This window comes from Sphaerospermopsis sp. LEGE 08334 (assembly GCF_015207205.1).
Classification (GTDB): Bacteria; Cyanobacteriota; Cyanobacteriia; order Cyanobacteriales; family Nostocaceae; genus Sphaerospermopsis.
This window is the reverse complement of record NZ_JADEXH010000004.1, coordinates 54,470-77,966: the sequence shown is the minus strand read 5'-3', so window position 1 is coordinate 77,966 and position 23,497 is coordinate 54,470. Positions and strand designations below refer to the sequence as shown.

The window sequence follows — 23,497 nt, the reverse complement described above, 5'->3', positions numbered from 1 at the left end:
TCAAACTCCTCGATCTCCTGACTCCTTGATCTCCTTATGTGGGCGCTTGTTCAGGGAACATACATTTATCAGAGTCACAACCGCTAGGTCCTGCTTCTGGCATCTCCCCTAAATCATAACGACTCAAAGCACCACAAAAATCATCGGTTTTCCGTCTTGCTTTCACCTCAGCAGATAAACGCTCATAAGTCTCTTTATCTATGGGTTCAAAGGGTAAACGGGGGAAAGTTTGAATGTCATCAAACCGCGCTAATAAAGCCGCAGAAATGTAACCTTCATCTTTTTGGATTGCTTCATAAATGCGTGTTCCCAAAGTTTCAACTTCCTCAGAACGTAACTCTAAAGTCGCTGAGGTGTTATGAGTGGTGTAGTATTTTTGCACCTGCATGACAAAATCTAACTGCGCCAATACAGAAAACTTAGATACATCAATTTCATCTGCTCCTGTTAAATCTGCCCAAGAGACAGCAACGGGTATTTCTACCAACCATTCTGTACAACGAGGATCAAACGGATCATTTAACAAGTTACCGTTTTCATCTTTATCCGATTGAGAAGGTATGACATTATACCCATAATCTATACAAGCCAATGCCACTGGGTCATTTTTACGGAAAGTGATCCGCCGGATAAACCTTTGGGCTTTGGGAGGATGCCAACCGGGAGAAGCACCACTTAAAAGAGATTTTGTCCCTGCTGGTTGCACCGTAGTACAACGGTTGGGGCGTTTAATTCCGTGTTTGTCGCAATATTCCCAAACAGCTTTATGGACTATTTCTCTCCACTTGCTCAGGCATTTTTGCTCACCACGTTTAAATATTAATCCTTCCTCAGTTTCAGGTCGTCCTTGTTCCCACCAGCGCAACCAGTCCACACCAAAAGCATGAACAAAGAAGTCAAATAAACCGGTAAAGGAAACACCGACAATGGGATCAAGTTCCCGACTATATTGATAGCGGGGTTCTTGGAAGTGATGGTTTAATAATGTGGCCACAGATAAAGCACTGGCTTTAAATGCTTCCTCTTGTTCTTTGTAGTTGTCGGGATCGAGTTGATTTAAGTGTACCTCTGCCAAGTTACAGTTTCCAGTTAAGGTATTACCAAACACACCTTTATGATATTCCGGCTCATTAAAGCAGTAGGTATCATGTAATCCTGGTAGTTGTTCCACACTTTTCACAACTTGCCATTTACCTTTATGTTTGGCTGGTTTACCTTTGCTCACATCCAAACGCTGACAAGGAATTTCGCCACAGTCAGTTATTTGTAAGTAGTATAAATCTCTGCTTCTGATACCGTAGTTTGTGACTGCTCCTTTGTGAGCGCAAAGGTTAAGAGATGAACGAATACCGCATTTAGTCAGTAGTAATTGCACTCGGTAAGCTCGGTCATAGTCAGAGATATAGATTCTAATACCATTGCTGCTGGTATTTGAACCATCTGTATCTGCTAAACCAGCAATAAAATGTAAAATGGCTTGACGTTTCCAACTTGCTATGACGTTTAATGCTTCTGGGTTAGTTTTGAGGCTTTTAAGAAATTCTCCAGAAAAACCTAAATCTGTAACGTCTGTAAATGCTGGTAAGTAGTCATATTCTCTGATGGGAGATTTATTTCCTACTAGAGATAAAACGGCTTTTTGCTCGTATAGTCTCACCTTGGCATTGTGGTTTTTATCTGTTGTACCGTCTCCTACTGCTACCCCTAAAGTATAGGCATAGTTGACATCAACATCTAATCCATCTTCGTACTCAATAGTAAATGGTTCTGTGTGGATAGCATAGTTACTTGTATTCATTAGGTCTTTTGTTTGCACTTCTTTGTAATTTTTGCCGAATCTGTCTTTAACAAAGAAGCGGTGATACTCAGTGGCATCTAAATATGTACCATCTGCAAAACGCACACGATAGAGAACGCGAGAACTGCCAGTTTTGAATGGTTGAACCTGACTCCAGTTTTTACCATTCCAAATCTCAATATCGCATCCTACAACGTCTTTAATTTTGTGCATTCCATCTTTGGTGATCAGTAGTGTATCACCACTAACACAGTGAAAATTAGCACCTATGATTTCGCCACAATTGTGTGTGATACAACCATTGGCAATGAAAGAGTGAGTTAGGGGAACATGAAGATCATAGACTGGTTCTTCACCAAATTCTTCAATGCTTTTAACTTTTGAACTGAACCTTTGACTAATAATAGCTTCACTATATTTTCTGGATGACTCCTTAGTAGCTAGTGTTGCTAGACGTTCTTGCTTATCAGGTGTGAGAGGAAAACCTATTAATTGCCAAAATTTTCTTGCTTCCGCTCCTGAATAAATTATCAGTCTCCAACTACCCCTATTTTGGCTGACTTTCTCAGTTCCATCTTTTAATGTGTATGGAACTCCCCTACTTCCTGGTTTTTCTTTGATCAGGAGACTGCTTTTAATTCCTAAATTAAGTAGGATGATCTGAATTTGAGCCAGTAATTGTCGTGAGCGGTTACGAAGTTCGATATTTCTACCTTTGACATTGACACAACCATCTGCGGAAAATAATCCCTGTAAGAAACCAAGAATTACCTCTTGTGATTGAGATAAAAACTGATCTGGTAAATAGTCTTTAGACTTTACACCTAGTTTATTGAAAAACGAATCCATGAAAGGTGAGCCACTATGGAAGGTATAAACACCTTTAACTAGGCTGGGCTTGTGACTATAACCTGTCAAAGATTCCACAGCAGCAGTCAAAACAGGAAAAGCGGTTTCGTACTCATTTTGATTGATGTAGAATACAGCGTCTAATCCTTTATAACCTTTATAGATTGAACCATCTCCATACCACCATCCCAGCATTTGCGCTTGTTCAACAGTGATCGTACCTTCTCCAAAATATCCTGCACCTTTTTGGATGTAGATATGATGATCAGGTGTTAAGTCTTTGGTTGCTACCCATCCATGATTGGTAAAGTGTTGATGGTCAGCAGTACATCTCATTTGCTGGCCATTTGCTAGGGTAATGAGATAGGTTGTTTGTACTCCTGTGGGAAAGGCGATCGCATCTGTTAATCTAACTCCATCTAACCCTACAGCACGCAAATCAATTAAGGCTTGAAATGGTTTACCTACTAATTCTTTAATGGGTACTAATCCCTGATTTGTAGATACTAATGTATCTCCTGCATGACAGGGATTTAAGCCATATCTGCCTAAACGATGTTCTAATTCTTGATCATCAATATTTGGGTGATGTTCTTGTATCCATGCTTTAGCTTTTCCTTGTTCGTAAGCTTGCAGGAAGTCTTTTTTCAGTTCTGGGGTGTTGAGTATATCAATATTAGCTCTTGCTACTGCTTCACCAGCCCATTGAATTGCACCTTCACCACTGTAATATTGCTTTTGTACGGCGGCAATAGATTCCTCTAATGTTGGTTTGCGGTGAAATACTCTTGTGTGGTTGGACATACGTAAAGCATCACGATCAGGATCTATGTGCCAGTTGCCTTCCACGTCTTGTTGCCAGAGGTTATCCTTTGCTGTTGCGCCTTGTTGATCTTCTGCAACAAATTGTCTCATGCCAGCACTGTTAGAAACTAAAATACCTTCACAGACAAATTCATGAACGGTGGCAACTTCTATATCATAGGTGGGTGCAGTCCGTACATCAAAATCAACCCCTAAAACTTTGACTGGTACTAAGTCGGTGGTTTCGGGAAGGTTTTTTTTCAATGTTGGGATTATCATTTGTTCCTGGTTATTACTCCAGTGATATTGATAGGAGTTAATAATGGGACGTACCATAGTTTTTGGGAAACCATGATCTTGAAATGATGTGGGTGTTTGGCGTTTTTGGCTGGAATATTGCAGGGAATATTTTTCAAAGCTGTTTTCTACTGCTTGATATGCTGTTTCACCAACTGTAACTAATTCCCCTTCCCATTTGCCTGTACGTTTACGAATTGAACTACATACACGGGTGGTAATTCCCAAGGATGCGTACAGGGCTTGAACTTGCTGTAAAAATCGCTGTTGAACAGAAGCAACCAAAACGCCTTGAGAATGACATCCATCAGCATCAGCAAGACCGGCTAGGTAAGCTTGGCGAATGTCTGCTTTACCTAAGAGAATACAGTCGGGGACGTTTAAGGGTTGAGATGGTTGTTTGAATAATCCCAGATATTGATTTAAAGCTGCTGAATTAAATTGCAGTTCGTAGGCTTTGGTTTGACATTGTTCAGGAGTTATCAGGGTATGTGTGTCTAAACCAAATTCTCGCCCAACTGCAATTAAATGTTCTAAAATTTGGGGACTGTCTTCATGTACCCTAAATCTGACTCTTGAACCATCACTGCTAACTGAACCGTCACCGTGTAAATAACCGATGAAGTAAGCGACATCGGGAGTTAAAGCGGGTATCGTGATGGGTTTGGTTTTGCCTGTGATTTTACCGCGAAATTCTGGTAGTTCGGTGGCTGTTCCGGGGATGGCTTGTGGTACGAATATTAGGCGATCGCCTGGTTGCAAGTCTTTAGCTTTGACCATTTTGTAATTGCCATACACATCGGTCAATACAGCAACTTTATGATCTGCGGTACATTCAAAACTACCATCTTGGGTTTGAATGCGACAAAGTGATTGTTCTCCTTGAATGAAGAAGTTAGTAACAGGATAGAAACCTTTGCTAGTGAGGACGCGATCGCCTATTCTCACTTTAGCAATGGGAACTAGACCTGCTTCTGTATGTACTAAGGCATTATCAGGCAGACAGCGACGGATATTCCCAGCTACTATACTGACAGCAGCTTCATCAATTAATAAACAGCACTCAACAGAGGTTAACTTTCTACCAATCGCTTTATTCAGGATAGAGGCGCAACGTTCATATAAACCAGATAATTTTACTGGGTTAGCAACACCACCAAAGCCTTTCAGGGTTTCCCCGGACTGACGTACATCACTAATATCTACAATTACCTGAACTTCATCGGTAAAGCGTTCATCGGTGGATAGTTCTAACAGGGTTTGATAGGACTGTACCCAACCTTCCCGACTGTCGCCAACGTGAATATTTACAGTATTATCTTTAACAACTACCTCTGTAAATTCTCGACGTTGTTCTACAGGTGTGTTACCGACTTCACCTGTAATGGTGACATTTAAACGGTTACGGATAGGGGGCAGTTGATTAATATACTTAGGTTCAATAATAGCACCTGTACCACAACCCATCATGGCCAAGTCCATCATCAAACCAAAGGCTTTCCAATCAGTTAAGTTTGTAGAAGTACAATTATAAGCACCAGAAAAGTTTTTAGATTTTTTTAACCATTCTGTGCCACCAACCCACAACCAGCGGCCACTAGGTAGGGCTTTCATGTTGCGTTGCATTTTATCTAAGAGGGCGGCTTCTTCGGGGGTAAGTTTGCCCAATTCAACTAAACCTTGTAAAGTGCGATCGCATACCTCATCCCAGGATTCTCTTAAACCTGCTGGTGTACGACGGCTGTAAGTTCTGAAAAACACAGGATTAGCTGCTGGGGCAGTTTCGGGAAAAGATGCACTCTGGCGTTGACGTTGCAGTTCTTGAACCATAGTTCGGTTTTGTTTCTGACTAACAGATTAAGACTATAACGCCAACTCGTTATATTATGGAAGGTTGCTAAATTTACCACTTTGTGATTTAAAATATTTTGTATAATATGTAACAGTTTTGTATTTTTATCGTAAAACCCTGACTATGTGACAGGGTTAGTAAAGGTTATTATCTATTACTAAGCAATTATAGGCAGTAAAGATTCTAATTCATTGATATCTGTTACAAGTTTACGTAATTGCTCACTAAAATATACAACTTCATAGTTAGGTGCTAGTTCTTTTTGTAGTTGTTTCCACAAACTAATACCTTCTTGTTCAAAAGCTGTTTCTGCTTTTAAATCTGAAAAACCTGATGAACTAGGATCTTCCCAATTCAACTTTGCATCATAAATATCTGCCCATTTCGCCAAACGGCTGATAGTTTCTTCACTTAATGGCATAGTTTCTGGGTCAATATCTCCAGCTTTATCAGAACTAGCCCACCATAATGGGTAGCATCCATAATCAGCCATGAGTTTGATTTTTTCTGCCATAATCAATTTACCAACTTATGGGGAAGTTCTAGGGTTAGCTCCCACTATATACCCATTATCGCTTACGGTAACAGCGATGTAGTGAGTTTTGCTATTAAAGTTAACTTCATAAATAGTGCGAGTTTGTTTTTTATTTTGATATCGAATCGCTTTACCCTCGGTTACTGCTTTAATAACTATATCTGGTATCTGATTTTGCGTGATTCCCTGCTCTGCAAACTCCAAGGAATGTTTTTCTAGTATATGTTGGAGTCCTGCTTCAGTGTTTCCTTCTTCTAGAAATACGATTTTACCATCTGCTTGTTTTGCGATCCTCACTATTTTTGCAGGGTTGTGTTTAATGTCGCCAAGTTGGGCAAGTTCAGCAAGTAAGGCTGATTTTTCATCATTATTCATTTACATATCTCCTTGAGTTGGGGATAAGTTGTGTCTAGATAAATTGCGCTTAGTGCGATCGCAAACCTCATCCCAGGATTCTCTTAAACCTACTGGTGTACAACGGCTGTAAGTTCTAAAAAGTACAGGATTGGCTGCTGGGGCAGTTTCGGGAAAAGATGCATTCTGGCGTTTACGTTCCAGTTCTTGAACCATAATTAGTTTTGTTACTTAATTACGAACTAAGAATATAACGCCAAGTAGTTGTAGTATGGAAGATTGCTAAATTTGCCACTTTGTGGTCTAGAATATTTTGTATAATTTGTAACAATTTTTAAAATGTCCCTAGCACCTTGGAGAAGTTTAATAACTCGCGCTTTACACAAAAACCGCAGTCTGGTTTATTCCCGTTATGTACAACTTGCAACAGTGCGAGAAAATGGTTTACCTGCTAACCGCACTGTCGTTTTTCGTGGTTTTCTGGAAGATACCAACCAACTTAAATTTATCACCGATCTTCGTAGTGCAAAAGCTGAACAAATACCTCAACAACCAGCAGCAGAAATTTGTTGGTATTTCCCCAACTCTAGAGAACAATTTCGTATTGCTGGAAAATTAATTCTAATTACTGCTAATTCTCATCTACATTTACAACCAGCGAGAATTAAAATGTGGCAAGAATTAAGTAATGCTGCACGTTTACAATTTGCTTGGCCTACTCCTGGTAAAGAAAGAGTAAGAACACCAGAAGCGTTTACACCATCAGCACCCAACCTTTTAGAACCATTAGAAACCTTTTGTTTATTATTACTTGAACCTACAGAAGTAGACCATTTAGAATTGCGGGGTGAACCACAAAATAGAACTATTCATAAATTGAATGAAAATCAAGAATGGGACTTTAAAGAAGTTAATCCTTAGAAATTAAGGAATAATCTCAACAATTGTACCTTTCTGGACAAATTTATATAATTCATTCACATCTTAAATTCGGGAATTTCTGTAAGTGGAAATATCAAACCTACGCGCAAGAGTAACCCATAAAATACAGAACCAGTAACAAAAAACAAAATAATGTTTAATAGGATTCTCTGTTGTTTGAGATATTTGGTTATTGATTCTGTATTCATGATTTGTATATTTGTTTAAATTTTCCAGAAACAAATATTGTGACTCCTGACTCCTGATTCCTGAATTATTACATTAGTTAAATCCCTGCACCGTCTAAAAATTCCTGTATTGTTTTATCTCGAAGATTACAGAAATTATGTTCTTTTGGTAATTCATCTACTTGAATGTATTTACCTACTAAAACCGGAACTTTGACGGGATTTTGCAGAGTTTCTATTTTTTCTTCCAGTGCTTCAATACGATCTAATAAAGTACGAATTACTTGAGCTTCTGAGTCTGGTAGGTTGTTGTGTTCCAATGGTGAAACTTTCACTCCAGAACGGTAAACAATACGTCCAGGAATCCCGACAACGGTACAATCAGAGGGAACATCTCTTAAAACTACTGAACCTGCACCGATACGGACGTTATTACCTATTTGCAGATTTCCTAAAACTTTTGCCCCTGCACCAACAACGACGTTTTCACCTAATGTGGGGTGACGTTTACCGCTTTCTTTACCTGTACCACCCAGGGTAACGCCTTGATAAATGAGGGCGTAGTCTCCAATAATGGCGGTTTCGCCAATGACAACGCCCATACCGTGGTCAATAAATACGCCTCTGCCAATAACAGCACCAGGGTGAATTTCAATACCCGTTAAAAACCGAGCAATATGAGAAATGAAACGGGGAATAAAGGGAATACCAACAGCACGCAACCAGTGAGCCAGCCTGTGAAAGATTAAAGCCTGTAAACCAGGGTAGCAAAACAAGACTTCTAACCAATTCCGGGCTGCTGGATCACGTTCAAAAATGATGCGAAAGTCGGCACGCAGTGTAGATAGCATCTAGATAGTACCCAATAAGCAAAACAAGCTACTTTCCCATTTTATCGTTACTTGGTAATTGGTGATTGGTGATTGGGAAGTATCGGCTCAATAAGTAGGGGAAAAAGAAAAAAACGCTCAAAGTGAGCAAGGGAGACAAAGCACTATACAATACGTGACATGACGCAAAAACTGCAACCAGAAAAAAACACACAGCTAGAAATACAATTTAATCCTTTGACGCACATTCCACCTCAGAAATTTTCCCTATTCCCTATTCCCTAACCTAACAGATATGACTCAGATCACAGCCAAGATGTTGCCTTGTGGTTTAAGATTCGGAAACTGCTACCGTGATTAGTGGTCTAATGGTCATGGTGCATCAATTTGTCAGTAGATTTTGTAGTTTCAGGAACTTTTAATCTGCTGTGTTAGTCAAGTAAGAAAGTGCAGGGTGCAGAGAGGAAATTTCTGAGGTTTCGGAAATTCTCTTGAGATATTTAGGTAAATGGTAGGGTTTGTTAGATGAGAGATTTGATTGGCTCTGTCTCATTAACTCTGAAATTATTTTTACCACAACTAACAGTTCTCCACAGCCAGCCTACACAAATAACTTTATGATTTACTGAATACTAAATATTGTTGGTAAATTAAGTACAAAATGTAACTCATTCTGCTATACAGCAAGAGGTTTTAATGCTGTACAAATATTGTGTTGGAATGTTTCTACTGACTGTTGGTATATATTACTAACTTGCCTTCACTCAATAATTACGGTTGGCTCGGTAACGATTGTTTCACATCTAGAAAGTAAAAAAATTGGCTTAAATTTTCCGGATCTACAAAAAATTTTGAGTTTATTGTTACACGTAAATATGTAAGCACGATGAATATCAAACTCGATAAACACACTCCAGATAGTCTGGCATCTTTATTTGTCCTTCTCATGGAAGAAGGAATGACACCAAATCAAATTTTGGTTGGTATTGTTCGTCTAGCGACGGATAGCAAAGAATTAGAAGGCACGATTGTCTCAGCCGATTGTATACGTTTCCTGTTGTCGACAATGCCACTAGATACAAGTGCGCCAGGGGTGACTGGGTTTGTATTATCCCTGTCCAAAGAAGGGGTTAGTAGCTTGATGCTGTTGGATGCTTTGGGTTTTGCCTGCTATGTTTGTGGTTTGTTCGATACTGCTAGTTTGCTCCGCTTGACTTATCAGAGATTGCAAGCTGACAAAATCATTTCCCAAATGCTGCGCGACTAATAGCTAATGACTAACCAATGTTTTTTTTAGACGGCTCATGCCAAATCAAAAAATGCTCAACCAAACAATGGATGAACTGATAAAACTGATAAAAGAGTTATATGTTTCCTGTGAGATATTTAGCCAGTTGTAGTGAAGCGACTAAAAAGTTAAGGGACTGCTACAACATATAGGGGTGTTGTACAGTGCTTCATCAACAACTGGCGAGTGGCTGTAAGTTCTGAGGGTTGGCTGCCATCCTTCCCTTGGAACTATTTTTAACTGTCCTGTTCTTTTTGTTGATATTTCTATTAAAACGGTAACTAAAAAATTTTGTCTGCCAAATTGCCAAAACCTTGAATTGTTTGGCTGACGGTGGAAATGAGGATTTTGATTGCATAGATGGGGCGTTGAGGAGCGCCCCTTTTCCTATTTTCCTCATTGTAGGGGGCAGGGGAAGTTGAGGAGTTGGGGAGAAATATTTACCTCCTGCCTCCTGCCTCTTGCCTCGCTCATGATCATAATGTTGGCACAATTCTTTACTAGCTGTGCAGCAAGTTCAAATTGAGGAAATTTTTACTAATTCGTAATTCGTAATCAGTATTTAATAGGTTCAAGCCTACATAAATTGTAATTGCGAATTATGAATTATGATGATATGTTTTTTATGATCAAATTGAATTTGACCTTGTTGTTGGAACTGACTCAGTAAGCGTGTAATTGTGACTCTGGTAGTACCACAGATATTGGCAATATCTTCATGAGTGAGGCGAAAACAGAGGCGTGTTCCTTCAGGTACTGGTTCTCCCATTTGCTGTTTTAAAAGATCTAATAAATGCTGTAATCTTGCTGGTACTTTTCGCTGACCAGCAATAAATAAAAAAGATTGTGTTTGTTGTAATCGCTGTTGAATTTTAGATAATAGGATTTCATTGAGGTTGCGTGTAGCTGCAATTTCTGAGAGGTAAATTGGTACTAATTCGACATCTGCAATGGCTGTGGCTTGGTAAATGGGTAGAGATGTCATACTAGAGCCAAACATCATGCCTGGTTTTGCTAACCCTGTGATTATTTCTGCACCTGTTTCACTAAATGCACTGAGTTTAACTAAACCCTGACGAACTAACCAAATTAATACAGGATTGAGGGTGATAATTTCTCCTTTGGAATGTTTATGTATAGGCCGATTTTCAATTAGGTCAGTCAAATGTTTAACATCTGTTGATTCTACTGGCTGAGAGGCAACACTTTTATGTATTAACCAGTGTAATTTCGTCCGTTTATCATGCTGATTGGCAACAGATTTGACTTTCAAAGAGGCATCAAATGAATCATCATGACGTGGCTTTAATCGTAATAATATTTCTCGGATTTGCTCAGATGGAGATATCTGGTTAATTGTGCTGAAAAAGTAGGAGTGTTGTTCTTGTGAAATGAAATTTGTTATTGGTTTTCCAACTAGAAAATTTTGGTCGATGTTTAGTAATTGTGATGCTAATCGGTTGGCTTCTTGGATAATACCTTGTTGATCAGTTACTAAATAAGCTGCTGGTGCAAATTCAAATAATTCTTGGTAATGTTGGCGTTGTGTTTCCAGCAAGGTGCAATTTTGCATGAGTTCTTCGTTTTGCTGGTAAAGTTCCTCAACTGCTAATTGCAACATTTTTGAGGTGCTATGTAGTTCTTTAAATGCTTGGGGTAGTAGATCAGAGGGAATCCAGGGTAATACGGTAGCAGTTTGGTATAAATCTGCTAAATGCTGGTGTAATGCTTCTGCTCGTTGGATAAATAGTTGTATGTTCACTTTTAATTCCCGCCTTTATATGGATATTGAGTGAAAAATTCCATTACTTTAAATTTGGGAAACTTTTTTTATATCCTTTTTAAGGTGTTAAAAAATGAAAATTTATTATATTTTAAGTCTTAATTAATCATGTGGTAATTGTTTTTAATGTTTTATTATTCATATATATATATATATATGAATAAGTTAATTATATTAAAATCGTTTATTTTTTAGCTTTTCTATGTTTACTTGTAGTTGGCATTATAAGGCTTAATTTATGCGAATAACCAAATTGTTGATATCTGACGTACCCTACCAATGTGCCAGTTGCGTAAGTCGTCCACTGATAACTATATTTGTCTATAGATTGTGCGAATTTGTGGGATACTGAAATTGGCGATCGCCTGATTTTTTGTGAACTTTGTTGCCATTTTGCTGATCATGCTGGGTTTGTATTTCATACCATTCACTCATGCAATATTCTGACCAACAAAAGCAGTATTCATGCCAACAAAAATCACATAAGTTGGAATCTGCTATTTGCTCTCCGTTGGATACAGGTTTGACGCTATTATGAGGACAGTGAATATAATTACTCATTGGTGTTAACTCCTTTTTTAAATGAAAACAACAGCTTTATTAACAGGACTTACGCAAACGGGAAAGAAAGTAGGGGTAATTCATGAATTACCCCTACACAATAATCAGGTTTTCAGTCAAATCTTGCGTAAGTCCTAATTAAATTATTTTTATTACTCACATTATAAGTAAATTTGTTTATAAAGCTTTCTAGCAATTTCCCAAGTAAAGTTAGTTTCTATAAGTTTATATAAATTATCTGGCATTATGAGAGAGTTGATATCTAAGTTGTGAAACTTTAAAAATTTGACTAATAGCTTTTATGTATTCTGCGGGTTATTTTGCTTTTAATGCTCGTCGTGGTGTGTTGATACTATTTACAGTAAGTCCTTCTAACCCGCGATCGCTCCGGGAGTAGATTAATCTTTACACAACCAAATCTAACAATAGCTTATTCAGGAAGGAATGACTAGAAATTTGCATAAGATTTAGTGAAAAATGGTACACATTAGAGTTAACATAATAAAAGTGTGTCAATTTTTCTCTGTTTAACCTAGATTAGTCATAGTTCGCAGCCAGCAACATTAAGCACATGGATACTAACCAGTTAAAATTTGTATTAAAACTTTTAGGATGTCCCAACTACCGCGCTGGGTTAAGTTCCAGTGTTTTTGATTCTTTTAAAAAAGATAAAAACAAAATTTGCCGAGATTTGAAAGCACTAGAACTGGTAGACTATTCCCAAGAGATTGCCACAGTAAAAATCAAGGATGCTGGACAGGCTTTGTTAAAATTAGATTCCAGTCAATTACCCATCAGTGATAAAGAACTGAAAGTATTGGAAAAGATCGGTAAAAGTTCTAAAAAAATCGCCCCCAGTGAAATTAAAGTTTCTGGTTTGAAGTCAGATGAACGAGAGACGATATTAAACGTATTAACTGGAAGGGGTTTGATTGAAATAGAAATCAAGATGAAAAGACTTAAAGCTGAAGTGTGGTTAACTCCAAGGGGGATGGAATTTTTGCAGGATGAATTTATCCCCAATCAAGGTAACAATCCTGTTATAAGTTTAGACTTATTGGGTAATTATATCCGGTTTTTGCGGAAGAATTTACGTCATTCACAAGCAGTTGTTTCCCTATTATCTACCAGTGAAAATTCGGAAATAGAAACTATCAGTAAACCTAGTGATGAACAGGTTTTAGAGACTATTAAAAAATTAGATCGAGAACTGGGTACAGAGAATTATTTACCCATCTTTCATCTGCGAGAAAAGTTACAACCACCTTTATCAAGGGATGAATTAGATCACGCTTTATATAGGTTGCAAAGAAATGATCTAATTGATTTGAGTTCTTTACAAGAAGTTAGTGCTTATACCCCAGAACAAATTGATGCGGGTATCCCTCAAAATATTGGTGGTCAACTGTTTTTTATCATCGTCAACTAACAGTTATCAATTCATCCACATAGTTTGATTATTTTCTGATTATTTTCTGATTATTTGCTTTTTTCCTTAATTCCTCCTCACACCGATTTTTAGATTTAGCAATGACAAACATTAACGATATTATCAAACGTGAAGTCAACCCTTTTGATGTTATCAATTTAAAGCCTACTAATTTTTGGGCGGATCAACAAGACGCAACATTAATGGTTGATTCAATTCATAAAGAAGCAATCACAGAGATAGAATATTTACTAAATTTAGTAGGTAAAGATCATCGTAGTCGTACAGTTTTATTAGTTGGTGAGTCTGGTGCAGGTAAAAGTTATTTATTAGGTCGTCTCAAACGCACTCTTAACCCTAAAGCTTTTTTCGCTTATATTCTTTGTAACTGGGCTGATAGTAGTAATATTTGGCGGCATATTTTACGCTATACAGTTGATAGTTTAATTCAAATACCTGAAGGTGAGAAAGAATCACAATTAATGTTATGGCTAAAAAGTTTATCAGCTTTTACAAAAAGTGATATCAAAAAACGAATATTTAATGATAATTTTTGGGAAGCATTACAAAGTGATCGCCAAAAATTTATTAAACATCTCAGGAATACCTATAAAACAGCAGGTATTTATAACCCAGATATCTTTTTTGGTGTGCTGCACGATTTAGCAAATCCCGAATTATATGATATAGCTTGTGAATGGTTGCGAGGAGATGATTTAAGTGAAGAATCAATGAAAGAAATAAAGGTTAAACACTGTATTGATACAGAAGATGCAGCCAAAAATATTTTAGCTAATTTTGGCAGAATTTCCACACAAACCCAACCAATAGTTTTATGTTTTGATAATTTAGATACTATGCCTCAATCACCAGAAGGTTTTTTGGATATCCAACCTTTTTTTAATGTTAATACAACAATTCATGGGGATAATTTAAAAAATTTCTTAGTCATTATCAGTGTGATTACAAATACTTTAAAACGCCATTGGGATCGGGTACTGCCAGCGGACAAAGCCGGAATACATAAAACAATTCAGCTAAAAGACATTACTATAGAACAAGCGGAAGCACTTTGGGCTTATCATCTCAAACCATTACATCAATTAGCATATCCTCAACCAGAATCCTCTCTTTTTCCTCTCACTCGGCAAATTTTAGAAACAAATTACCCCGGTGGTAGAACCAAACCGAGAAATACATTAACTCTGGGACGTGACGAATATCAAAAATATAAAATTGATATCATCAGTGGTCATATCAAACCTGAACCTGTAGCACAAACAAAAGTTACCATACCCCAACAAAAAATCACTCCTGATCCCATAATTACTATTTCTTTATCTGTAAGTGATCCAGAAACAACTCAAGCAGAATTTGAATTACTATGGCAAAAAGAATATAAGAAAATTCAGGGTAAAATTACAAAATTATCTCTGTTATCATCATCTGACTTAATTCAGATGTTACAACAATCTTTATCAGCTTTACAAATCCAGGGAATTAAGCCTAAACTTTTAACTGGAAAATATGCTACTTATTCCTTGAGTTATCAACAGTCTCAAAAACAAGAAAGAGTAGGAATAGTCTGGACAGAAGATTCTAACATGACTACTTTTTTTCATGTTATGAATGCTTGCAAAAATGTAATTCATAACAATAGCTGTAAAACTCTTTATTTAGTCCGTGCTGGAAATGTAGGAAAACCAAATCTTGCAGGAAATCAACTTTATAGGGAACTTTTTACACACACTCATCACCAACATATCAAACCAAGTCTAACAGCAGTTCATTATTTAGCAACATACCAAAGTTTTGTCAATTCTGCAAAATCTCAAGAATTAGTCATTGGTGGGAAAACGATTAATGTACAAGGATTAGAATCTTTAGTGCGTGAATCTCAAATCTTGCATAACAAATGTACTTTGTTACATGATTTAGGTCTTGTTGCTGCAACAGAAAAAGATACAAATGGTAAAGTTAGAAGAGATTACAGACCTGTAAAAGATTTTCTTTTAAATCTCGTCAAAACTCAAGGATTTATGGGATTACCTACATTAATTTCCCAAACATCTAGTCAATTTGCTGATGTTCAAGAAACTGACATTAAAATGTTAATTGACCTATTATGTCAAGAAAATAAAACTAAGATTATGAACCCAAAAGCTAAATTACAAGACCAATTAATTTCTTGGAATCCTCAAATATAATCTATATATCAGCCAATGCACTACCTAACAAAAGATGGCGAAATATATCAGCAAATTTACCAAATATCCCGATCAAAAACTCTATGGATAGATACAGAAATTGCTGATTGGAATACTCCTTACCCTAGATTATCATTAATTCAAGTTTTGGCTGATACCACAGACTTAACTGGTGAGTCTGCTTTAATTTTAGATGTCTTAGATAAACCTGATTTGGTAAATTATTTTATCAATCAAATCATGGTAAAATCAGAAATTAGTAAGGTTTTTCATAACTCTGGATTTGATGTTAAATATTTAGGGGGAAAACTAGCCCAAAATATTATTTGTACATACCAATTATCTAGAAAAATTACCCGTGAAAAACTGCAAGTTAGTAATTTAAAACTCAAAACTTTAGCTGTAGAACTTTGTCAATTTTATGATGTAGATGCAGAAGAAGGAACAAGTGATTGGGGAAAACGTCCTCTTACTCAAAAACAGTTAAACTATGCAGCAATGGATACAGTTTATTTAGCTGCTGTCCACCGTCGCTTACTACAAATATCTCAACCTGAAGCTATTAATGAGATTTTTAATATGGTAAATAATAAATCTGAAAATTCATCTTTAACACCGACTAAAGTTAGAGTAGCGTTTGAATGTCCGCGTTTATTTTATCTGAATCATCATTTTGATAATAAAGCAATATTCTTGCCTAAAAATTATATTTCCGGTGTTGGTAATGTTTTTCATAAATTAGCTGATGATCTGATAGAATTAATCAAGATTAATCCCCAAATTAAATCTTTATTAATCGCCGATGTCAGTAGATTAAATTTAGAACAAATATCCTCAGAAATTCAAAAAATATTTTATCAAATTAAATTCTTCCCTTATTTACAAAATAGTATCAGTCAAGATGATAGTAAGGCAACTACTTTATTACAAGTTTGGCAGGGAATACAAGGACTAATTAAAAAAATCACGGAATTATTAATTATTAATCGGCGTTATTGTAGTGCTGAGACGGTAATTAAAAATACTTTTATTCAGGAAGAAAGAACTTTAGAATATTATTTTAATTTACCTGATGGTACACAACAATTAGTGAGAGGTGAATTTGATTGTTTAGTTTTTAATTTTGAAGTTAAACGCCTGTGTATGATAGAGTTTAAAACCTATCACCCTGTAGATCCAGCAGCACAGTTAGCACAGGTTTCTCTGTATAGTTATATGTTATTTCAAAAGAAAAAAACATCGGTAGATTCTGCGGTTTATTGTGTTTTACCTGAGTTTAAAGATTATCAATATTCCTGGGAACAATTAGAAAATACAGTTCATCAATTAATTCCCTACAAACTATTACAAATGCAGAAATGGTTAAAATGGGAGTCTCCTAACCCTAACCCACCACCTGCAACGACTCAACCCCATTTATGTGAAATTTGTCCTCAACAACAAAAGTGTCAAAGTTTTTTTATTGGGGAATTTGATCCCCCCCAACCCTTAAAAAGGGGGGAGAGTTTACCTATTATTAACTCTGATGAAATTGGAGAATCTGATACCCCTCACTTAAAAAGTAGGGAGAGTTTACCAAATATTAATGCTAATGAAATGGGAGAATCTTTAGTTACAACTCTAGCATCCTTTAAGGTTAATGTAGATTATCATGGTGCTGATGTAAGTCCAGCATTTATTCGGGTGAAAATTAAACCCCATTTAGGGGTAAAAGTGCCTTCAATTTTAAAATTATCTGCTGATTTACAAGTACAATTAGGGTTAGAAAATCCCCCTTTAATTGCTCCCCAAGCTGGTTATGTCAGTGTTGATTTACCACGCAAAGATAGACAAATTGCTAAATTTGAGGATTATATTCCCAAGCAGTTTTTACCAGCAAATACACCTGTTAAAATTGCGGTGGGAATAGGTATTGATGGTAATTTATTGGAAGCTGATTTATCTGATCCGAATACTTGCCATTTTTTAGTAGGAGGAACAACAGGAAGCGGTAAAAGTGAATTTTTAAGATCCTTACTTCTCAGTTTACTATACCGTTATTCTCCCCAACATCTGAAAATTGCCTTAGTTGATCCGAAAAGAGTAACATTTCCAGAGTTTGAACAAATTCCCTGGTTATATTCACCAGTAGTTAAAGATAGCGATCGCGCGATCGAATTAATGGAAGAATTATTGATAGAAATGGAATCTCGCTATCAAAAATTTGAAAAAGCTAAATGTGCAGATTTAACCGTTTATAATCAAAAATCTGCCTCACCTTTACCCCGGATAGTATGTATTTTTGATGAATATGCCGATTTTATGGCAGAAAAAGAAATTCGTACTGCATTAGAACAAAGTATCAAACGTTTAGGTGCAATGGCAAGAGCAGCAGGAATACATTTAATTATTGCTACCCAACGTCCAGAAGCGGGGATAGTCACCCCTATTATTCGCTCAAATTTACCGGGAAGAATTGCTTTAAGAACCTCTAGCGAAGCTGATTCTAAAATTGTTCTTGGTGGAACACAAACAGCAGCAGCATATCTATTAGGTAAAGGTGATTTACTTTATCAAGTTGGTTCTCAGTTACATCGTTTACAAAGTTTATTAGTAAAAAATATGAAACTCTCTTAACTAAATACTCGACTTTTTCCAGAAGTCGGGGATCTAAGTAGAAAAAGTGAAAATCTATTAGATAATATGTACGCTACATTAATGGGAATGCGTCAGCAGAGGAAATAAAAATGGGATATGTAATTGCAACTGCAAACATGAAAGGTGGAGTGGGTAAAACTACGGTTACTGTTAATTTAGCCACTTGTTTAGCAAAAAATCACGGGAAAAAGGTATTGGTTCTCGATTTAGATAGTCAAATTAGTGCTACCCTCAGTTTAATGTCGCCAGTGGAGTTTGCTAAACGTCGCAAACAAAGAAAGACTTTTAGATATTTGATAGATGAAGTTATTAACCCATATCCCAATGCTGAATACAAGATTCAGGATATCATTCAAGGTGAATTATGTAAGCTGCCGGGATTAGATTTATTGCCTGGAGATATCGACTTATATGATGAATTTGTCGTTTCAGAAATGCTGCATAATCAAGCTTTAGCTTTGGGTGAACAAGATTTTGAGACTATTTGGAATCGTTTTGAAAGAGTGCTAATTAGAGACATTTTAAAACCAGTGCGTGATCAATATGATTTTATTCTTTTAGATTGCGCCCCTGGTTATAATCTCATGACTCGTAGTGCTTTAGCAACTAGCGATTTTTATCTTTTACCTGCTAAACCAGAACCTTTATCTGTGGTGGGTATTCAATTATTAGAAAGACGCATTGCTCAGTTGAAAGACAGTCATGAACATGAAGCAAAAATCAATATCAAAATGTTAGGAATTGTCTTTAGTATGTGCAATACTAACTTGTTGACTGGCAGATATTATAAACAAGTAATGCACCGAGTTGTGGAAGATTTTGGTGTAGAAACTATTTGTCAGGCACAAATTCCCGTTGATGTAAATGTAGCCAAAGCTGTTGATAGTTTTATGCCGGTAACGTTAATGAGTCCGGGTTCTGCTGGCGCGAAGTCATTTATGCAGTTAACTGAGGAATTATTGCGGAAGTTGTAAAATTTTCGTGCATATAGATCCCCGACTTCTGACATCAATTTATCATTTATTTACAAGATTAAAAAAGAAGTCGGGGATCTGCGGTTATTTTATTAAAAATTACCATATTTCTCTTAAATCTAAAATAAATCCAGGTAAAATATCTTCACCATTTAATGTTTGAGGATGGTCTAATTCTTCCACAGGTTGACTAGGACGATAAATATATACTTTTTGTTGTTTTCTATCAATTAACCAAGCTAATTTCACACCATTTTCTATATATTCTTCCATCTTTTCTTGTAGTGTTTTTAAGTTATCAGTTTCGGAACGCAACTCTACTACGAAATCAGGACAAATTGGCGCAAATTTCTTTCTTTGTTCTGTGGGTATTGCTTCCCATTTTTCCTTTTTGATCCATGCTGCATCAGGAGAACGTACAGCACCATTAGGTAAGGTAAAACCACCACTAGAACCAAAACCTACTCCTGTACCATCTTTTTTTGTCCAAATACCTAATTGCACAATTAAATTAAAATTGCGTTCATCTGTTTCTGATCCGGTAGGTGACATAATTAATAAATCTCCAAATTGGTTACGTTCAATTCTAAAATCACGGTTTAATTTACAGAAATCAAAAAATTGATCATCGGTCATGATGATATCTGGTTGCATTTTTAGCACCATTGGTAAGGTTTCTGTAACTACGGGTGTTTGTGTGTTCATAGTTTTGATCTTCACACTATGTATAATCGGAAAAACTGACTCTTTGGTAAGGGTTTAGCAATGCTAAACAGATAATTCACGCGCTTTACCAAAAGAAAGAATCCTTTTTTGATAAAGTCTAATTGCTAATTCAATCTTTACTCTATCAAGACGTTCATCAGGAGGTATGCGTAATTCTTCGGTTATTTGATCAGGAATCTCTAAGATTAATTTGCTCATATTTACTAATTACTATTAATAATTTATTGTATAATTATAATCAAATTAATATTGATTGTCAATTAATTTTAATTATTTTTATTAATTTATAATATCGCATTTTTTACACCCTCCCTAATAGCTAAAGTCAACCAAGGTTTACTATACTAAAAAATTTTCTTTTAATTTATTTAGTTATCTTTAGATGACTTCAGCTATGAGACTGGGAATTAATTCCCAGTCGGGTTATCGGTTTTACTAAAACTCCCCAGCTAATGCGGGAACACAACGTTCACACAGTAAAGGATGTTCTTCAGATTCTCCTACATGAGTAGAATAATTCCAACAGCGATCGCATTTTTCACCGTCTGCATTTACCACCCCAATAGTCCAATTTTCGGTAGTTGCGGTGTATTTCACATCGGCAATTTTGGCAGCTTCATCTACTATTTCTACCTGAGATGCTAATAATAAATATCGCAACTCATCCACACCATTACCCTTTGCAGAATTGAAACCTTTGATAGCTTCACATAACTGTTGATGGGGAATATTTACTAACACCTTTGATTCCAAAGATGAACCAATCATTTTTTCGATCCGCGCTTGTTCCATCACCTTATTAACATCAGTGCGGAGTGTTCGCAGGGTATCCCAAAATTCTGCTAATTCTGCATTTTCCCATTCATCACTAACCTTTACCCAACCAGCTTCAAACACTGATTTATAAGGAGTTTGATAGGGGATAAATTGCCAAATATCTTCCGCAGTATGACACAAAACTGGTGCGATCGCCCTAGCTAAATTTTCCAATGCAATCTGCAAAACAGTTTGACAACTGCGACGACGAAAACTATCAGCAGCACTGATATATAATCTATCCTTGGCAATGTCTAAATAAAAATTAGACAAATCAACAACACAGAAATTCTGCACAGTTTGGAAAAAGCGGAAAAATTGGAAACTATCAAAAGCAGTTGTCACCTCATTAAATACCTCACGGATACGGTGTAACATATACCGATCCAAATCAGGTAACTTATCAAAATCAACCGCATCTTTTTGAGGATCAAAATCATGTAAACTACCCAACAAAAACCGTGCAGTATTGCGGATTTTATTCCTCACATCAGCTAATTGTTTAATGATGTTACTTCCCAGACGCACATCACCAGAATAATCTACAGAAGAAACCCACAAACGCAAAACATCAGCACCATAAGCAGGTTGTTGTTTTTGATTACTACCACCGTTAATAATAACCTGTGGATCAACCACATTTCCTACCGATTTACTCATTTTTCGGCCATTTTCATCTAATACAAAACCATGAGTTAAAACCGTTTTATAAGGTGCAATTCCATTTACCGCAACACTGGTTAATAGCGAAGATTGAAACCATCCCCGATGTTGATCAGAACCTTCCAAATACATATCAACAGGATAACCTAATTCTGGTCTTTGCTTCGCCACAGCTGCCCAAGATGAACCAGAATCAAACCACACATCCATCGTATCTGTACCCCGGCGGTAATTACGCCCATTACTGCGATAAGGTTCGGGTAACAACTCCTCAACCGACAACTCCCACCAAGCGTCAGAACCCTTTTCTGCAATGATAGCTTGAACATGGTTAATGGTATCTGCATTCAGCAACGCTTCCCCAGTTTCCTCATCATAGAACACAGGAATGGGAACACCCCAAGAACGCTGACGAGAGATACACCAGTCAGAACGTTCCGCAACCATCGGTGTAATGCGGTTTTCACCTTGGGCGGGAATCCAACGCACAGATGCGATCGCCTTTAAAGCTTCCTCCCTAAATCCTGCCACAGAAGCAAACCATTGTTCAGTAGCGCGGAAAATCGTCGGTTTCTTGGTTCTCCAATCATAAGGATATTTATGAGAGTATGCTTCCTCTTTCAACAGAGAACCCGCTTCCATCAAAGCATCAATAATCGCTTGATTACCATCGCCCAAAACATTCAAGCCAGCAAACTTACCAGCTTCATCCGTGAAATTACCATTATCATCCACAGGGGCGAGAATCGGCAAACCATAACGCTGACCCACAATGTAATCTTCTTGACCATGACCAGGAGCAGTATGCACCAACCCAGTACCAGAATCAGTAGTGATATAATCACCACCAACCACCACCGGACTTTCACGGTCAAAAAGCGGATGACGATAAGTGCAGTGTTCCAAATCCTGACCCGCAAAAGTCGCCTTCACAGTCAACTCAACATCCAAAGTTGCAGTCAAACTTTCCACCAACTCCGCCGCAACTATCAGATACTTGCATCCTCTCTGCGCCTCTGCGTCTCTGCGTGCCACCTCAACAACCGCATAATTTAACGCCCCATTCACAGCAACCGCTAAATTACCCGGTATCGTCCAGGGAGTAGTTGTCCACACAGCCACGCCCAAATCAGGCAGGAATGGCTCTAAAACTGATTTTAGTTTTTCCGACACCTTCACCACCGGGAAAGCGGCGTAAATACTCCGAGAAACGTGGCCTTCAGGATATTCTAACTCAGCTTCTGCTAAAGCGGTTTTAGAACTAGGACTCCAGTGTACAGGCTTTAAACCACGATAGATATAACCTTTTAAGTACATTTGCCCGAATACGCCAATTTGCGCCGCTTCGTATTCTGGTTTTAAGGTTAAATAAGGATTATCCCAGTCACCCCACACCCCATAGCGTTTAAAACTATTGCGTTGGTCATTAACAGCATCAAGAGCAAACTGCTTTGCTTTTTGACGTAGTTGTATAGGAGTGAGGTTTTGCCGTTCTGCTTGTTTCATATTTTGCAGAACTTTTAACTCAATCGGTAATCCGTGACAATCCCATCCTGCAATGTAACGAATTTTACGACCTTGGAGGAGATGGTAACGGTTAATAATATCTTTGAGAATCTTATTTAAAGCGTGACCAATATGCAACTGACCGTTAGCGTAGGGTGGTCCATCATGCAGTATAAATAATTCGCCTGGGTTTTCTTGAGAGAGGCGAGAATAAATGTTGTTTTCTTCCCAGAATTTTTGGATTTCGGGTTCGCGTTTAATTGCGTTTGCCCGCATATCAAAGTTAGTTTTGGGGAGGTTAACGGTATCTTTGTATTTTCCAGTTTCGGTCACAGTTTCATGCCTAAGATATGTTTGCAGTTATTTGATCAATTATAAGAGATGGTATGATTGTGGGATGGGGTAGGTGTACTAGAGTTTTAATTTTCACGCAAAGGCGCAAAGGAGCAAAGACGGAAAGAAAAATAGTAACACTGCGA

The 23,497-nt window shown here is 37.2% G+C and carries 16 protein-coding genes; 6 read left to right on the top strand and 10 right to left on the bottom strand.

The genetic code is table 11. The annotated features are described in order from the left end of the window. Positions 1 to 34 precede the first annotated feature (34 nt). The 4 genes from nrdJ to IQ237_RS03505 all read right to left on the bottom strand — a co-directional run bounded on the left by nrdJ (position 35) and on the right by IQ237_RS03505 (position 6,705). Positions 35 to 5,578 carry a ribonucleoside-triphosphate reductase, adenosylcobalamin-dependent gene (gene nrdJ / locus IQ237_RS03520; protein WP_194052379.1) on the bottom strand — a complete coding sequence of 1,848 codons (5,544 nt, stop codon included), beginning with the start codon at positions 5,576 to 5,578 and terminating at the stop codon, positions 35 to 37. A gap of 179 nt (positions 5,579 to 5,757) precedes the next feature. Then, the gene (locus tag IQ237_RS03515; protein ID WP_194052371.1) at positions 5,758 to 6,114 is read right to left on the bottom strand and encodes a hypothetical protein; all 357 of its coding nucleotides are present in this window, start codon (positions 6,112 to 6,114) and stop codon (positions 5,758 to 5,760) included. 15 nt (positions 6,115 to 6,129) lie between these two features. Further along, entirely contained in the window at positions 6,130 to 6,510 is a 381-nt protein-coding gene (locus tag IQ237_RS03510) for a hypothetical protein (RefSeq protein ID WP_194052369.1), read from the bottom strand. Then, entirely contained in the window at positions 6,511 to 6,705 is a 195-nt protein-coding gene (locus IQ237_RS03505; RefSeq protein ID WP_228019607.1) for a hypothetical protein, read from the bottom strand. A gap of 123 nt (positions 6,706 to 6,828) precedes the next feature. Between IQ237_RS03505 and IQ237_RS03500 the strand changes: the two genes are divergently transcribed. Further along, positions 6,829 to 7,410, top strand: a complete 582-nt coding sequence (locus tag IQ237_RS03500; RefSeq protein ID WP_194052367.1) for an Npun_F5749 family FMN-dependent PPOX-type flavoprotein — start codon at positions 6,829 to 6,831, stop codon at positions 7,408 to 7,410. Positions 7,411 to 7,696: 286 nt separating this feature from the next. Here the strand turns inward: IQ237_RS03500 and cysE are convergent, their stop codons facing one another. Further along, on the bottom strand, positions 7,697 to 8,449 hold the full coding sequence (gene cysE, locus IQ237_RS03495) for a serine O-acetyltransferase (protein ID WP_194052365.1): 753 nt from the start codon (positions 8,447 to 8,449) through the stop codon (positions 7,697 to 7,699). 865 nt (positions 8,450 to 9,314) lie between these two features. On the opposite strand from cysE, the gene IQ237_RS03490 reads away from it, so the two are divergent. Beyond that, positions 9,315 to 9,695 carry a hypothetical protein gene (locus IQ237_RS03490; protein ID WP_194052363.1) on the top strand — a complete coding sequence of 127 codons (381 nt, stop codon included), beginning with the start codon at positions 9,315 to 9,317 and terminating at the stop codon, positions 9,693 to 9,695. Between the two features lie 598 nt (positions 9,696 to 10,293). On the opposite strand, the gene IQ237_RS03485 is transcribed toward IQ237_RS03490, so the two are convergent. Beyond that, positions 10,294 to 11,478, bottom strand: a complete 1,185-nt coding sequence (locus IQ237_RS03485; protein WP_194052361.1) for a helix-turn-helix domain-containing protein — start codon at positions 11,476 to 11,478, stop codon at positions 10,294 to 10,296. Positions 11,479 to 11,820: 342 nt separating this feature from the next. Further along, complete coding sequence (locus tag IQ237_RS03480) at positions 11,821 to 12,060, bottom strand: hypothetical protein (protein ID WP_194052359.1); 240 nt, start codon at positions 12,058 to 12,060, stop codon at positions 11,821 to 11,823. A gap of 571 nt (positions 12,061 to 12,631) precedes the next feature. On the opposite strand from IQ237_RS03480, the gene IQ237_RS03475 reads away from it, so the two are divergent. The 4 genes from IQ237_RS03475 (at position 12,632) to IQ237_RS03460 (ending at position 19,307) form a co-directional block, all read left to right on the top strand. Next, entirely contained in the window at positions 12,632 to 13,489 is an 858-nt protein-coding gene (locus tag IQ237_RS03475) for a transcription factor RcaD (protein WP_194052357.1), read from the top strand. Between the two features lie 101 nt (positions 13,490 to 13,590). Continuing rightward, positions 13,591 to 15,696 (top strand): ATP-binding protein, encoded by a 2,106-nt coding sequence (locus IQ237_RS03470; RefSeq protein WP_194052355.1) that lies wholly within the window; start codon positions 13,591 to 13,593, stop codon positions 15,694 to 15,696. Between the two features lie 15 nt (positions 15,697 to 15,711). Then, on the top strand, positions 15,712 to 18,312 hold the full coding sequence (locus IQ237_RS03465; RefSeq protein ID WP_194052353.1) for a DNA translocase FtsK: 2,601 nt from the start codon (positions 15,712 to 15,714) through the stop codon (positions 18,310 to 18,312). Between the two features lie 110 nt (positions 18,313 to 18,422). Beyond that, positions 18,423 to 19,307 (top strand): ParA family protein, encoded by an 885-nt coding sequence (locus tag IQ237_RS03460; protein WP_194052351.1) that lies wholly within the window; start codon positions 18,423 to 18,425, stop codon positions 19,305 to 19,307. Between the two features lie 99 nt (positions 19,308 to 19,406). Here the strand turns inward: IQ237_RS03460 and IQ237_RS03455 are convergent, their stop codons facing one another. The 3 genes from IQ237_RS03455 to ileS all read right to left on the bottom strand — a co-directional run bounded on the left by IQ237_RS03455 (position 19,407) and on the right by ileS (position 23,351). Then, positions 19,407 to 20,012, bottom strand: a complete 606-nt coding sequence (locus IQ237_RS03455; RefSeq protein ID WP_194052350.1) for a Uma2 family endonuclease — start codon at positions 20,010 to 20,012, stop codon at positions 19,407 to 19,409. Positions 20,013 to 20,075: 63 nt separating this feature from the next. Then, complete coding sequence (locus IQ237_RS03450) at positions 20,076 to 20,231, bottom strand: UPF0175 family protein (protein WP_194052348.1); 156 nt, start codon at positions 20,229 to 20,231, stop codon at positions 20,076 to 20,078. A 237-nt stretch (positions 20,232 to 20,468) separates the two neighbouring features. Then, positions 20,469 to 23,351: an isoleucine--tRNA ligase gene (gene ileS, locus IQ237_RS03445; protein ID WP_194052346.1), complete on the bottom strand. Its 2,883-nt coding sequence runs from the start codon at positions 23,349 to 23,351 to the stop codon at positions 20,469 to 20,471. Between the last annotated feature and the right edge of the window lie 146 nt (positions 23,352 to 23,497).